12 protein-coding genes are annotated in these 14,691 nt (G+C 69.2%); 9 read left to right on the top strand and 3 right to left on the bottom strand.

What is annotated here, in order from left to right; genetic code table 11:
- The first annotated feature begins 121 nt into the window (after nt 1-121).
- Nucleotides 122-3,016, top strand: a complete 2,895-nt coding sequence (locus tag ACWDEW_RS27585; RefSeq protein WP_450515936.1) for a vitamin B12-dependent ribonucleotide reductase — start codon at nt 122-124, stop codon at nt 3,014-3,016.
- Between the two features lie 170 nt (nt 3,017-3,186).
- A complete protein-coding gene (locus ACWDEW_RS27590; RefSeq protein WP_450515938.1) occupies nt 3,187-3,879 on the top strand; it encodes a DUF6215 domain-containing protein in 693 nt (230 codons plus the stop codon).
- A 22-nt stretch (nt 3,880-3,901) separates the two neighbouring features.
- Here the strand turns inward: ACWDEW_RS27590 and ACWDEW_RS27595 are convergent, their stop codons facing one another.
- Nucleotides 3,902-4,438 (bottom strand): TerD family protein, encoded by a 537-nt coding sequence (locus ACWDEW_RS27595; protein WP_450515940.1) that lies wholly within the window; start codon nt 4,436-4,438, stop codon nt 3,902-3,904.
- A 152-nt stretch (nt 4,439-4,590) separates the two neighbouring features.
- On the opposite strand from ACWDEW_RS27595, the gene ACWDEW_RS27600 reads away from it, so the two are divergent.
- From ACWDEW_RS27600 to ACWDEW_RS27610, 3 genes are all read left to right on the top strand, one after another.
- Nucleotides 4,591-5,196: a YdbC family protein gene (locus ACWDEW_RS27600; RefSeq protein ID WP_450516053.1), complete on the top strand. Its 606-nt coding sequence runs from the start codon at nt 4,591-4,593 to the stop codon at nt 5,194-5,196.
- Nucleotides 5,197-5,345: 149 nt separating this feature from the next.
- A complete protein-coding gene (locus ACWDEW_RS27605; protein WP_026179190.1) occupies nt 5,346-6,005 on the top strand; it encodes a histidine phosphatase family protein in 660 nt (219 codons plus the stop codon).
- Nucleotides 6,006-6,017: 12 nt separating this feature from the next.
- Entirely contained in the window at nt 6,018-6,977 is a 960-nt protein-coding gene (locus ACWDEW_RS27610; RefSeq protein ID WP_450515942.1) for an ADP-ribosylglycohydrolase family protein, read from the top strand.
- Nucleotides 6,978-7,217: 240 nt separating this feature from the next.
- On the opposite strand, the gene ACWDEW_RS27615 is transcribed toward ACWDEW_RS27610, so the two are convergent.
- Complete coding sequence (locus ACWDEW_RS27615) at nt 7,218-8,765, bottom strand: MFS transporter (RefSeq protein WP_450515944.1); 1,548 nt, start codon at nt 8,763-8,765, stop codon at nt 7,218-7,220.
- Nucleotides 8,766-8,952: 187 nt separating this feature from the next.
- Here ACWDEW_RS27615 and ACWDEW_RS27620 point away from each other — a divergent pair, with 187 nt between their 5' ends.
- The 3 genes from ACWDEW_RS27620 (at nt 8,953) to ACWDEW_RS27630 (ending at nt 11,070) form a co-directional block, all read left to right on the top strand.
- Nucleotides 8,953-9,576: a TetR/AcrR family transcriptional regulator gene (locus ACWDEW_RS27620; RefSeq protein ID WP_450515946.1), complete on the top strand. Its 624-nt coding sequence runs from the start codon at nt 8,953-8,955 to the stop codon at nt 9,574-9,576.
- Between the two features lie 82 nt (nt 9,577-9,658).
- Nucleotides 9,659-10,360 carry a ribonuclease HII gene (locus tag ACWDEW_RS27625; RefSeq protein WP_450515947.1) on the top strand — a complete coding sequence of 234 codons (702 nt, stop codon included), beginning with the start codon at nt 9,659-9,661 and terminating at the stop codon, nt 10,358-10,360.
- A gap of 68 nt (nt 10,361-10,428) precedes the next feature.
- Nucleotides 10,429-11,070 carry a hypothetical protein gene (locus ACWDEW_RS27630; protein WP_450515949.1) on the top strand — a complete coding sequence of 214 codons (642 nt, stop codon included), beginning with the start codon at nt 10,429-10,431 and terminating at the stop codon, nt 11,068-11,070.
- A 288-nt stretch (nt 11,071-11,358) separates the two neighbouring features.
- On the opposite strand, the gene ACWDEW_RS27635 is transcribed toward ACWDEW_RS27630, so the two are convergent.
- Entirely contained in the window at nt 11,359-11,994 is a 636-nt protein-coding gene (locus ACWDEW_RS27635; RefSeq protein WP_019072910.1) for a hypothetical protein, read from the bottom strand.
- Nucleotides 11,995-12,386: 392 nt separating this feature from the next.
- Between ACWDEW_RS27635 and ACWDEW_RS27640 the strand changes: the two genes are divergently transcribed.
- Complete coding sequence (locus ACWDEW_RS27640; protein ID WP_450515950.1) at nt 12,387-14,546, top strand: RecQ family ATP-dependent DNA helicase; 2,160 nt, start codon at nt 12,387-12,389, stop codon at nt 14,544-14,546.
- The last annotated feature ends 145 nt before the right edge of the window (nt 14,547-14,691 follow it).

Here is a 14,691-nt window from a genome sequence, read left to right on the forward strand (position 1 = left end):
GCGGCGGACCAGGACTTGTCGCGGAGCCATGAGCGTGTTGGCTGCCGCGACACCAGACAAACACTCTGCCACGGGAACATCGTGGCATTTCAGGGCGTTTTTGCCTGTACAGGGAGGCGGCATGACAGAGACGGCGAGCGGTCCGGCACGAGGTTCCCGCGCGAAGGGCACCAAGACCACCAAGGGACTGCGCATCGAGCGTATTCACACCACCCCCGGCGTGCATCCGTACGACGAGGTGGAGTGGGAGCGTCGTGACGTCGTCATGACCAACTGGCGCGACGGCTCGGTCAATTTCGAGCAGCGTGGCGTCGAGTTCCCCGCCGAATGGGCGGTGAACGCGGTCAACATCGTCACCAGCAAGTACTTCCGCGGTGCCGTGGGCACCCCGCAGCGCGAGGTGAGCCTCAAGCAGCTCATCGACCGCATCGTGAAGACGTACCGGAAGGCCGGCGAGGACCACAAGTACTTCGCCTCGCCCGCCGACGCCGAGATCTTCGAGCACGAGCTGGCGTACGCCCTCCTGCACCAGGTCTTCAGCTTCAACAGCCCCGTGTGGTTCAACGTCGGGACCCCCCAGCCCCAGCAGGTCTCGGCCTGCTTCATCCTGGCCGTCGACGACTCCATGGAGTCGATCCTCGACTGGTACAAGGAAGAGGGCATGATCTTCAAGGGCGGCTCCGGCGCCGGCCTGAACCTGTCCCGCATCCGTTCCTCCAAGGAACTGCTGTCCTCCGGCGGCAACGCCTCGGGACCGGTCTCCTTCATGCGCGGTGCCGATGCCTCCGCGGGCACCATCAAGTCCGGTGGCGCCACCCGCCGCGCGGCCAAGATGGTCATCCTGGACGTCGACCACCCCGACATCGAGGACTTCATCCAGACCAAGGTCAAGGAAGAAGAGAAGATCCGCGCCCTTCGTGACGCGGGCTTCGACATGGACCTGGGCGGCGACGACATCACGTCGGTGCAGTACCAGAACGCCAACAACTCGGTCCGCGTGAACGACACGTTCATGAAGGCCGTGGAGAACGGCGACAAGTTCGGCCTGACGTCCCGCATGACCGGCGAGGTCATCGAGGAGGTCGACGCCAAGGAGCTCTTCCGCAAGATGGCCGAGGCCGCCTGGGCCTGCGCCGACCCGGGCATCCAGTACGACGACACCATCAACCAGTGGCACACATGCCCGGAGTCCGGCCGTATCAACGGCTCGAACCCGTGCAGCGAGTACATGCACCTGGACAACACGTCCTGCAACCTCGCCTCGCTGAACCTGATGAAGTTCCTCAAGGACGACGGCAAGGGCAACCAGTCCTTCGAGGTCGAGCGCTTCGCCAAGGTCGTCGAGCTCGTCATCACCGCGATGGACATCTCCATCTGCTTCGCGGACTTCCCGACGCAGAAGATCGGCGAGAACACGCGCGCGTTCCGCCAGCTCGGCATCGGCTACGCCAACCTCGGCGCCCTGCTGATGGCGACCGGCCACGCCTACGACTCCGACGGCGGCCGCGCCCTCGCGGGTGCCATCACCTCCCTGATGACCGGCACGTCGTACAAGCGCTCCGCCGAACTCGCCGCGGTCGTCGGCCCGTACGACGGCTACGCCCGCAACGAGCAGCCGCACCTGCGCGTCATGAAGCAGCACGCCGACGCCAACGCCGTGGCCCCGCGCGCGGACGACCTGGACACGCCCGTCTGGGCCGCCGCCACGGAGTCCTGGCAGGACGTGCTGCGCCTCGGCGAGAAGAACGGTTTCCGTAACTCGCAGGCGTCCGTCATCGCCCCGACCGGCACCATCGGTCTCGCGATGTCCTGCGACACCACGGGACTTGAGCCCGACCTCGCCCTGGTCAAGTTCAAGAAGCTCGTCGGCGGCGGCTCGATGCAGATCGTCAACGGCACCGTCCCGCAGGCCCTGCGTCGCATGGGCTACCAGGAGGAGCAGATCGAGGCGATCGTCGCCCACATCGCCGACCACGGCAATGTGATCGACGCCCCGGGCCTCAAGCACGAGCACTACGAGGTGTTCGACTGCGCCATGGGCGAGCGCTCCATCTCCGCGATGGGCCACGTCCGCATGATGGCCGCCATCCAGCCCTGGATCTCCGGCGCGCTCTCCAAGACGGTCAACCTGCCGGAGACGGCGACCGTCGAGGACGTCGAGGAGGTCTACTTCGAGGCGTGGAAGCTGGGCGTCAAGGCGCTCGCGATCTACCGCGACAACTGCAAGGTCGGCCAGCCTCTCTCCGCCAAGACCAAGGAGAAGGAGAAGGTCGAGGTCACCGCCAAGGCCGAGGAGACCATCCGGACCGCGGTCGAGAAGGTCGTCGAGTACCGTCCGGTTCGCAAGCGCCTCCCCAAGGGCCGCCCCGGCATCACGACCTCCTTCACGGTCGGCGGCGCCGAGGGCTACATGACCGCCAACTCCTACCCGGACGACGGTCTCGGCGAGGTCTTCCTGAAGATGTCCAAGCAGGGCTCGACCCTCGCGGGCATGATGGACGCCTTCTCGATCGCCGTCTCCGTGGGCCTTCAGTACGGCGTCCCCCTGGAGACGTACGTCTCGAAGTTCACCAACATGCGCTTCGAGCCGGCCGGCATGACGGACGACCCGGACGTGCGGATGGCGCAGTCGATCGTCGACTACATCTTCCGCCGCCTGGCGCTCGACTTCCTCCCCTTCGAGACGCGCTCCGCGCTCGGCATCCACTCCGCCGAGGAGCGTCAGCGTCACCTGGAGACCGGTTCGTACGAGCCGACGGAGGACGAGGTCGACGTCGAGGGCCTGGCCCAGTCGGCGCCGCGCGCCCAGGAGTTGAAGGCGGTGGCCACCCCGCAGGCCGTCGTCGAGGCGGCCAAGCCCGCTCCGCAGCAGGCGCACACCAGCGCCGAACTGGTGGAGATGCAGCTGGGCATCCAGGCCGACGCCCCGTTGTGCTTCTCCTGCGGTACGAAGATGCAGCGGGCCGGTTCCTGCTACATCTGCGAGGGGTGCGGTTCCACCAGCGGGTGCAGCTGAGCAGGGCATCTGTCTGAAGTGAACTAGCTGGTCAGGGCGGCGGAGTCGGTATTACGGCTTCGCCGCCCTCGACTTTTCCCGCCTCGGGGAGAATCCGGTTTCCCAGCAGAACGATCAGCGGTTAATCTCCCTCAGCGCGCATAGCGTGCGCACAGGGGAGGGTGGGGGACATGGCCGACGATTTCGTCGAGCCCGAAAAGGGTATGCGGGCGGGGGCCCAGGCAGTCGCGGCGATAGTGGTGGTCGGCGGTGTCGTGGGTGCTCTGTGGGGGCTCGGGGGAGTCCTGCCGAAGACGACGCAGGACACCAAGCCGGCGGTCTGCTCGGCGAGTACGGACAAAAACCTGCCGGCGAACTACGTCTCGCCGACAGCGCTCTGCACCGCGCTGAACCGTGCGGACCTGCCGGTGCTTCTGGGGACTCCGGACGAGCATGCGGAGACCGCCTCGGGCAGCGCGGGCTGGATGACCCTGGCAGGCGGCACCAAGATTGCCAGCCCTGAGGCGGACGTCGACCTGAGGACGTACTCCGTGCGGCTGTCGGCGTCCTACGACGACATTCCCGTCGCCCAGGCGGCCCGCTACGTGGACTCGACCTCGCAGGTGAAGAAGGTCCTGGGGCACCCGGCCGTCCTCTACTCCGACCGGACCGTCGCCATCAGCTTCAACCTCGGCGGCGGCAAGGCCAGTACGGGCCCCGGAGGCATCGCCCGGAGCCTGCTGGTCTCCACGAGCGCCGAGGACGGCGGCGACTCCTTCGAGATATCCATCTGGCGCCAGGACGACGTGCCGCCGGACGACGAGGCGTTGTTCCGCATCGCCGAGGAGGTGCTGCCGACGGTCCCGGGCTGGACCGCCGGCTGACGAGCTACCCCGGGGGCAGGGCTCAGGACTGCCGAGCCCTGCCCATCGTCCTGGTGAAGGTCGCCGGATCGTCGTCGAAGCCCTGGATGCCGGGATGGAAGTCCCAGCTTCCTGACTCGTCCCGGGTGAACTCCCCTACCGTCGCCGCCGTCGCACCGAGGACGTCACCGAAGTCCTCCTCGGTGAGGACGCTGTACCCCTCGCGGATGCGCAGCTTCGGGTTGAGGACGTTCACGAACGTGCGGTGGGCGACCCGCTGCTGGATGACGACACCGACCACCACGCGCGCGTACCGGTCGGCGAGCCGGTCGAGCTCCAGCGTCATGACCTCGTCCCAGCCGAAGCCCTTGCCGTCCTTGCTGTCCCGGTTGAGATAGATGGTGCCGTCGGGGGACCGGCTGTCGAAATACACCGCGTACGCGGGAGTGCCGTGGAGATCACTCGCCACATACGTGGTGGCAACGATGTCCAGATCGACAGGCGGCTGCCCGGTGGGACTCGGATCCCACTGGAGACCGACTTCCGCCTTGCGGATCCCCTTGTTGAGGCCGTTAACCACAGTTCCCCTTCCCCGTGCGCCTCGATCGCGCGCCCCAACTGCCGGGCGATCAGCGTTTGTTGTCCATCGTGCCACGCGCGCGGGGGCGTATGCGCGGACGATCTCCGCCGGAGCGTGACCGGCGCCACGCTCCGTGGCCTTACGATGGCGCGGTGCTGGTCAAGTGGATTCGCTGCACCGTGATGGACCGTCGCGGCTTCGAGCGCGGGCAGCGAAAGTGGGCGGGGCTTCTGGGGGAGCCGGGATTTCGGGGACAGGGGGGAGGCTGGAGCAGAGCGCGGCCAGGAGTGGCACACATTTTCGCGTTCTGGGAAAGCCGTGCCTTCTACGACTCCTTCATGGCCCGATCCCACGACCGGCTGGCGTCGGCTCAGGCGGGCACCTTCAAGGACGCGCAGGTCAAGCTGTTCGACCATCGCTTCGACGTGAAGACCGGCTTCGAGCCGCGCTTCACCGACGCCGATCTGGTGCGGGTGGCCCTGTGCCGTGTCCACGAGGAGCGCGCCGAGCACTTCACGCTGATGCAGGAGAAGGTGTGGAACCCTGCGATGGCCGGCTCCCCGGGCATGCTCCGCGGGCTGTTCGGCGAGGCCCCGGGACACGAGTTCATGGTGCTCTCGATGTGGCACTCGGCCGCCGAACACGGCAAATACCGCACCGAGCGAGTGGAACGGCTCGCCCTGAGGGCCCAGATCGAGGCGGACGTGGCGTCCCTGACGGGGGACATCGTGCAGCTGGAACCGAGCTGGACGGTTTGAATTCCGGACTGACGGGGATGCCGTCACCGATGTCCCGGTGTGTGAATCGTGCGCCTCTATGTGGCCCATCGGGCAGAATTCGTGTGACCTACGCCGTATGGAGCCCGTGCGAGTGCTCGATATGCCACCACTGGATCTAGGGTTTTGGCATGGCACGACCACGGCGCATCGTCCTTGTCCGGCACGGCGAGTCAACGGGCAATGTTGATGACACCGTGTACGAGCGTGAACCCGACCATGCCCTGGCGCTGACCGACCAGGGATGGCGTCAGGCCGAGGAGACCGGCAAGCGGCTGCGGGAGGTGTTCGGCCGCGAGCGCATCAGCGTGTACGTCTCCCCGTACCGCCGCACCCACGAGACCTTCCGCGCCTTCCATCTCGATCCCGACCTCGTACGTGTACGCGAGGAACCCCGGCTCCGCGAACAGGACTGGGGGAACTGGCAGGACCGGGACGACGTACGCCTCCAGAAGGCGTACCGGGACGCCTACGGGCACTTCTTCTACCGATTCGCCCAGGGCGAGTCCGGCGCAGACGTCTACGACCGGGTCGGTGGTTTCCTGGAGAGCCTGTACCGCAGCTTCGAGGCCCCGGACCACCCGCCCAACGTGCTCCTGGTGACGCACGGCCTGGCGATGCGACTCTTCTGCATGCGCTGGTTCCACTGGACGGTCGCGGAGTTCGAGTCGCTGTCCAATCCGGGGAACGCCGAGATGCGGATGCTCGTTCTCGGGGACGACGGCCGGTACGCGCTGGACAGGCCGTTCGACAGCTGGCGGGATCCGGAGCCGTACGGGATCAGTGGGTAGGCTGGCGGACCGATGACAGCCGACTCCTATGCGAACTCCTTCGACTCCTCCGACGCTTCCAACCCTTCCCATTCTCCTGACTCTCCCGGCGGGCGCCTGGGCCGCGCCCTGGCCAGCCTGCGCGGACTCGCCGTGGGGGACGCGCTGGGCTCCCAGTTCTTCGTCCCCGTGAACTACCCGCTCCTCAAGCGTCGTGAGCTGCCCCCGGCGCCCTGGCAGTGGACGGACGACACGGAGATGGCCTGCTCCGTGGTCGCGGTCCTCGCTGCCCACCGCCGCGTCGACCAGGACGCCCTGGCCCACTCCTTCGCGCAGCGCCACGACTTCGACCGCGGCTACGGCCCCGCCGTCAACCGATTGCTCCGCCTCGTCCGCGAAGGCGGCGACTGGCGTGAGCTGTCCGCCGCGCTCTTCAACGGGCAGGGCTCATGGGGCAACGGCGCGGCGATGCGGATCGCACCCCTGGGTGCCTGGTACGCGGACGACCCCGAGCAGGCGAGCCACCAGGCCGAGATCTCGGCCTACCCCACGCACCAGCACCGTGAGGGCGTCGTCGGCGCCATGGCCGTAGCTGCGGCAGCCGCGCTGGCCGCCGCCCCCGGCGGCCCGCCCAGCGCCGAGGCACTCCTCGACGGCGTCATCGCCCTCGTCCCCAAGAGCGCGGTCGGCACGGGACTGCGGCGCGCCCGCGACATGCTCGACTACGCCGATGCCGACACCGTCGCCGCGGTGCTGGGCTGCGGACGTCGTACGACAGCGCACGACACGGTGCCCTTCGCGCTCTGGTCGGCCGCTCGCGGCCTCGGCGACTACGCGGAGGCGTTCTGGACCACCGCGCAGGTCGGTGGCGACGTGGACACGACCTGCGCCATCGTGGGCGGCGTGATCGCCGGCGGGAGGGCCGGGACGCCACCCGTCGAGTGGACGGAGTGGACGGAGGCGCTGCCGGGCTGGGCGCCGACGGCGGTCTGACCGCTCCGTCTTCCTCATCGACAGCGCTCCCCACACGTCATGGAAACTCTCTGTGCCTGCTGGGAACCCTGTGTGACCACCCGGCCGTTGTCCTGGCAGCTGCTGTGTGACACATGGGTCCACACAGAACAGACAGGGCTGGGGAGGTGTGGGGGTGCCATGAGGTTTCCGTCGGTGCTGGTGCTGGTGCTGGTGCCGGTGCTGGTGCCGGTCGGCCGGGCCCTCGCCGGGCCCGACCGGTCAGCCGATCCCCGGACCCGCAGTGCCTGCGAGGGCGTCGAGGTCGCTCTTGCGGACCCGGATCACCAACCAGGCGGTGACCAGGGCGAGTACGGCCATCGCGGCGGCAGGGATGAAGGCCGTCGAGATGCCGTGGGCGAGCACCTCGTGCCCCCAAGGCGCGGGCAGTTGGTGCGACTTGGCGAACTCCTGTTTCTGCTCTGCCGATCCATTGGCCAGGAACTTCGGCAGCTGCTTCTTCGCCTCGTCCCGGCTGGCCGAGCCGAACACCGTGGTCAGGATGGACAGACCGAGCGAACCGCCCACCTGCTGCATGGCGTTGAGCAGCGCGGACGCCGCGCCCGCCTCGTGCGGGGCGACACCGGACACCGAGGTGATCGTCAGCGTCACAAAGTTCAGGCCCATGCCGAAGCCGAACACCAGCATGGGGCCGAGCACTCCGCCGGCGTACGAACTGTCCGAGCTGATCAGGGTCTGCCAGGCCAGCCCGATCACCGCGAGGGCCGAACCGACGAGCATGAACGGCCTTGGTCCGAACCGCGGCAGGAACTGCTGGGACAGTCCCGCGCCGGCCGCGATCACGACCGTCACCGGAAGGAACGCGAGACCCGCCTGGATCGGGCTGTACCCCAGCACGTTCTGCACGAAGAGCACGATGTAGAAGAACATGCCGAACATCGCGGCGGCCAGGCTCAGCATGATCACGTATGTGCCCGAGCGGTTGCGGTCGGCGAACATCCTGAGCGGGGTGATCGGTTCCTTCGCCCTGGACTCGATGATCACGAAGGCCACCAGCAGGACGGCCGCCGCGCCGAAGGACCCGATGGTCAGGCTGTCGCGCCAGCCCTTGTCCGCCGCGCGGATGAAGCCGTAGACGAGGGATGCCATACCCGCCGTCGAGGTCAGCGCGCCCGCGATGTCGAAGCGGCCGGTGTGCCGTTCGGACTCGTTGATGTACAGCGGTGTGAGTACGGCGATCAGCAGACCGATCGGCACGTTGACGAAGAGCACCCAGCGCCAGTCGAGCCACTCCGTGAGCATGCCGCCCGCGAGCAGACCGATCGCGCCGCCGCCCGCCGAGACCGCGGCGAACACACCGAACGCCCTGTTGCGTTCCGGCCCTTCGGGGAAGGTGGTGGTGATGAGCGCCAGCGAGGTGGGCGACGCGATCGCGCCACCCACGCCCTGCAGGACGCGTGCGGCCAGCAACTGCCAGGGTTCCTGGGCGAGTCCGCCGAGCAGCGAGGCGAAGGTGAAGAGCAGGATGCCGGTGATGAACACCCGGCGCCGGCCGAGGATGTCGCCGGCCCGGCCGCCGAGAAGCAGCAGGCCGCCGAAGGTGAGCGTGTAGGCACTGACGACCCATGTGAGGTCGGTGGTGCTGAAGCTGAGCGCGGCTTGAATGTGCGGGAGGGCGATGTTCACAATCGTCGCGTCGAGTACCACCATGAGTTGGCAGGCTGCGATGACCGCGAGCGCGATGCCGGGATGTCCCTCCCGGCGGGCCGCTCCTGGTTCTGGTTTCTGGGTCAACTGAGAGGTTGTCACTATGGGTCCCCCACAAGTGTGTTAGTGAACGCCCGCGTTCACTGCCGCGTCAACGGTAGTGAGTCCCCCACAGTGAACGCAAGCGTTCACTTAACTCGCCCACGCACGACGCATCCCCCGTCGCTGCCGCGCGATGTGTCCCCGATCCCCGGAATTCCCCATTCCACTGCTCGCTGGAGAGACTCAGATGGCTACTTCGGGCTGGACGGCCGCCCCCGCTCAGGCGACCTCCCTCCGTCGTCGCGGCGCCGTGCTCGAACGCGCGATCCTGGACGCCGCACTGGAGCAACTCAGTACGGTCGGATGGAACGCCCTCACGATGGAAGGCGTCGCAGCAGGCGCCCAGACGGGCAAGGCCGCGGTCTATCGCCGCTGGTCCTCGAAAGAGGACCTCGTCGCGGACGCGTTGCAGGCCGGACTGCCGAATCTGGAAGAGATGCCCGACCTCGGCGATGTGCGCGCGGATCTGCTGGCGCTGTGCACGCGGGCGCGCGACGCCATGTTCTCGCGCCCCGGATCCGCCCTGCGCTCCGTGATTCACGAATGCGACATGGCGCAGGCGGAGCGCTTCCACGGCGTGATCGTCGAAGGGGTCGTGGAGCCGACGCTCCGACTGATCCGCGACGCCGTCGACCGGGGAATCGAGCGAGGTCAGGTTCGCCCCGACGCCTCCAACGGCTATGTCTTCGACGCCATCCCGGCGATGATGATGTACCGATCGAAGGTGTGCGGCAGCGAATGGAGCGACCAGGAGATCGAGGAAATGCTCGACCAGTTGATGCTTCCGCTGCTCCGGCCGGGCGGTGCGTGAAGCCGGGCCGGGACGGTCCTGAGGGGGCCTGTGGAAGCCGGGGTGTCGCAGGCCGTCCCGGGCGGCGTACCCTGAGGTCGCCATGCCGTACGAACCACCTACTCACGCCGTCGAGCGCTCACTTCGCGCCACGACCGGAGCCAAGGTCATTGCCGGCGTCGACGAGGTGGGGCGCGGCGCGTGGGCCGGCCCCGTCACCGTCTGCGCGGCGGTCACCGGACTCCGCCGGCCCCCCGAAGGCCTCACCGACTCCAAGCTCATCGCGGTCAAGCGGCGTACCCAGCTCGCCGAGGAACTCCGCAAGTGGGTCACGGCGTACGCCCTGGGGCACGCCTCCCCGGAGGAGATCGACGACCTCGGGATGACGGCCGCGCTGCGGCTCGCCGCAGTACGTGCCCTTGAGGCCTTGCCGGTTCGCCCGGACGCGGTCATTCTCGACGGGAAGCACGATTACCTGGGGGCCCCTTGGCGGGTCCGTACGGTGATCAAGGGCGACCAGTCGTGCGTGGCCGTGGCTGCCGCTTCGGTGATCGCCAAGGTTCAGCGCGACAAAATGATGGCCGAACTGGGCATCGACCATGCAGACTTCGCTTTTGCGGCCAACGCCGGGTATCCGTCACCCGTGCACAAGGCCGCGCTGGAGGAGCGGGGCCCCACCCCGTACCACCGGTTGTCGTGGGCTTACCTTGATGCGCTGCCTCAGTGGCGGCACCTCAAGAAGGCCCGCAGCTGGGCGGAGGGAAACGTTCCGGAGATCGAGGGGCAGCTCGGCTTCGACTTCTGACCGTTCCGCTCGCACTCATGTGCCACCCGCCGACGCGAGCGGCGCCAACGTTTGATAAAAATCAGCTCATGCCTCTCATTCCCGAGGAGCCTCAGATTCACGAGAGTGCCCAGGGTCCCCGCGCCACTCCGGCCAGCGGCCGCGTCGCGCCGACCCCCCGTCCTGTACCCGGCCCCCGCCCCGCGGCGCCGCCGCGTCCCGGTCGCCCCGGCCCTCTGCGGCCCACGGCGCCGGTGCAACGCACGCCGCGCGACGTGGCCGCTGCCAAGCCCGGGCCGTCCGGTCCGGCTGCCCCCGCCGCCTCCGGCACCGCTGTGGCGACCCCGCAGATCCAGCTCGTCCCGGCCTCGGCCGAGGGTGCGCTCGACGCCGCCGAGGAAGCCGTGGACCTGCTTCTGGAGTCTGGTCGTACCCCCGGTGACGTGCTGGTGATCACCACCGGCGAGCCGCACCCGTGGGCCGCCCATGAACTGTCCTTCGGCGAAGCGTCCTACTGGGCGCAGCACGACGCGCGCGACGACGTCTTCTACGCGGACGCCGCCGTCGCGGGCCGGGCGGCGTCCCGACCCGTCGTCGTGGTCGCCGTCAACGGAGGCCTCGACACAGTTGCCGCCACCGCACTGCCGCTGGCCCTCGGCCGGGCAGGTGCCCTGCTGATCGTCTGCGGCGACCCGCAGCAGATCAACTCGGTTCTGGGCGCCGGCGTCTGAGAGCCGTCCCCGGAATGTCCGGAAGGCTCTCGGAGACCGACGGTGGCCACCTCGGGCGCCGTCGCGTCGGGCTGTGCACGGTGAGCGATTCGCCGTGCCCGGAAGACCGGGCGCGGTTGACGAAGGGTGCCTTCTGCAGGCGTTCCACTCTCTGCGCGGCGGCCCGGCAAGGCGGGAGTCCCCACCCGGGGCGGCCCGGTGTCGTACGGACTCTCCCGGCGTCGTACGCACTCTTCAGCAGCGGTCTCGTACCGCCGTGGGGTCCGGGCGCGGAGCCCGGACCGTGTTTCAGCGGGCCGCGGCGCGGCGCAGGACCTCCGAGGCGGCGCCGCCGGTGCGGGGCAGCAGGGGCGGGACCTCGGACATGGCGAAAGGTTCCGGCGTCGAGTCCGCGCTCGGGCGTCGGCCGCCACGCCCCTCACCGAGCACCTGCCACCCGTCACGGGTCAGCGTGATGTACGCCCCGCAGCGCAGCCCGTGCAGCGTGCAGGCGTCACGCAGCCCCCACATCCACGCCCCGTCCTCCTCCGTCCAACGCGCGTCGCCCTCACGGCAGTAGAGCAGCACGGCGGTGCGCACCGGGGTGCGGCGGCGCAGGTCGTGCGGGATGACCCGGCGCAGCTGCGCGAGCAGCGCGTTGCGGAACATCCAGCCGTCGGCCGGGGCGGACCGGCGGACGAACGAGGCGCTCGCGAGCAGCCGCTCGTCCGGGTCGAGGACGGCCACGATCGCGGTCGCCGGTCTCGGGCGGTGCCGGGAGTGCAGCCCGCTGACGACCTCGCGGGGATTGCGCAGCAAGGGGATTCCGGCGGCGGCCCACTCGGAGGGTTCGAGCATACGGGCCAGAGGGTTGGCGGAAGCGGCGGACAGGTCGGCTGACGTCGACGTGGATGCCGCGGAGGACGGAGCGAATCCGAAGGTCACGGTCCTCCCTTCGGCTACGCGCCCACACTGCGGGCGAGGTCGGATTCGGGGGAGCGCACACCGCAGCAGAGCCCTACCGGATCACGGACGAACCGTGCGGGGAGCGGACTCCAATTCTTGCTGTCGAACTGGGATGCGGCAACGAGCAAATGGGGCCACAGCCCCTTATCTGATGGTCTGTGGCTTATATCCCTACCCAATGCGCCGTCCGTCGACGCCTGGGACGTTCGAGCACGACACTTTCGTACGCCATCGAGGTGCGGAAGGTCCAGAGGGCGCAGGTGGGCCAGGGGCGTGGGGCGCCCGGGACAGACGGTCAGGACGGCCGGAAGCGCCTGTGCACCGCGGCGGAGGATTGGGCCGTTGTCAGTGGTGTGAGGTTGCATGGGGGCATGAGCAACCAGGAGCTGCGTGCCGAAGCCGACGCCGTCCTCGCCGAGCTGGTCGGTGATCCGAGCGGTACGGCGCGGCTGCGCGAGGACCAGTGGCAGGCGGTGGCCGCCCTCGTGGAGGAGCGCCGGCGTGCTCTGGTGGTGCAGCGCACCGGCTGGGGCAAGTCGGCGGTGTACTTCGTCGCCACCGCCCTGCTGCGCCGGCGCGGCTCCGGGCCCACGGTGATCATCTCGCCGCTGCTGGCCCTGATGCGCAACCAGGTCGAGTCGGCGGCACGGGCCGGCATCCGGGCGCACACCATCAACTCGGCCAACCCGGAAGAGTGGGACAGCATCTACGGAGAGGTCGAAAAGGGCGAGACCGACGTCCTCCTCGTCAGCCCGGAGCGGCTCAACTCCGTGGACTTCCGGGACCAGGTGCTGCCCAGACTCGCCGCCACGACAGGCCTGTTGGTGGTCGACGAGGCGCACTGCATCTCCGACTGGGGACACGACTTCCGCCCGGACTACCGCCGGCTGCGGGCGATGCTGGGCGAACTGCCCGCAGGCGTACCGGTGCTGGCCACCACCGCGACCGCCAACGCGCGCGTGACCGCCGATGTGGCCGAGCAGTTGGGCACCGGCGCCGGTGAGGCACTGGTGCTGCGCGGCCCGCTGGAGCGGGAGAGCCTGCGACTCGGGGTGGTCCAACTCCCGGACGCCGCACACCGCCTGGCCTGGCTCGCCGAGCACCTGGACGAGTTGCCGGGCTCCGGAATCATCTACACGCTCACCGTGGCCGCCGCCGAGGAGGCCACCGCGTTTCTGCGGCAGCGCGGCTTCAAGGTCGCCTCGTACACCGGTAAGACGGAGAACGCCGACCGGCTGCAGGCCGAGATCGACCTCCAGGAGAACCGGGTCAAGGCACTGGTCGCCACATCGGCCCTGGGGATGGGCTACGACAAGCCGGACCTGGGCTTCGTGGTCCACCTCGGCTCGCCCTCCTCGCCGATCGCCTACTACCAGCAGGTGGGCCGTGCGGGGCGCGGTGTGGCCCACGCCGACGTACTGCTCCTGCCGGGCCGGGAGGACGAGGCCATCTGGCGCTACTTCGCCGATACGGCCTTCCCGCCCGAGACACAGGTCCGCCAGACCCTCTCGGCCCTGGCCGACGCGGGGCGGCCGCTGTCCGTACCGGCCCTGGAGACAGCGGTGGATCTCCGGCGCAGCCGCCTGGAGACGATGCTGAAGGTCCTCGACGTCGACGGAGCGGTCAAGCGCGTCAAGGGCGGCTGGGCGGCCACGGGAGCCGAGTGGGAGTACGACGCCGAGCGGTACGCCTGGGTGGCCAAGCAGCGAGCGGCCGAGCAGCAGGCGATGCGCGACTACGTGAGTACGTCCCAGTGCCGGATGGAGTTCCTGCGCCGGCAGCTGGACGACGAAGGGGCGGTGCCCTGCGGCCGTTGCGACAACTGCGCGGGTGCCTGGATCGGCTCCTCCGTCTCGGCGGAGACGCTGACAGGGGCGACGAAGGAACTGGACCGCCCGGGCACGGAGATCGAGCCGCGCCGGATGTGGCCGACCGGGATGGCCGCGCTGGGCGTCGACCTCAAGGGCCGCATCCCGGCGAAGGACCAGTGCTCCACCGGACGTGCCCTGGGACGGCTCTCGGACATCGGCTGGGGCAACCGCCTGCGCCCCCTGCTGGCCGAGAACGCACCCGACGGCCCGGTCCCCGACGACGTCCTGAAGGCCGCGGTGGCGGTCCTCGCCGACTGGGCGCGTTCTCCCGGTGGTTGGGCGCCGAATGTCACCGACGCCTCCGCCCGCCCCGTGGGGGTCGTGGCCGTACCGTCCCTGGCCCGTCCGCAACTGGTGGGTTCCCTCGCCCAGGGCATCGCGACCATCGGCCGCCTCCCCCTCCTGGGAACCCTGACGCACACCGCCCCGGACGGCACGCACGCGGCCCGCCGCAGCAACTCCGCTCAACGCCTCAGGGCACTGTCCGACGCCTTCGCCGTCTCCGGGGAACTGGCCGCCGCCCTGGCCGCCAATCCCGGTCCCGTCCTCCTCGTGGACGACTACACCGACTCCGGCTGGACCCTGGCGGTCGCCGCCCGCCTGCTCCGCCGTGCAGGCGGCGAACAGGTGCTTCCGCTGGTTCTTGCGGCGGCGGGCTGAGATTCCGTACGGGGATTGCCTTGTCGGGCGGCTGAGCGTGCGATTCCGGTGCGTAAGTCCCGGTCGTCCGGGCCGACTTGGCCACACCGAACTCCACATGACGTGCCCCTGACCGGACTTATCCACAGGCTCAAGCGGAACGGGG

The sequence above is a fragment of the Streptomyces sp. NPDC001100 genome (assembly GCF_053598575.1).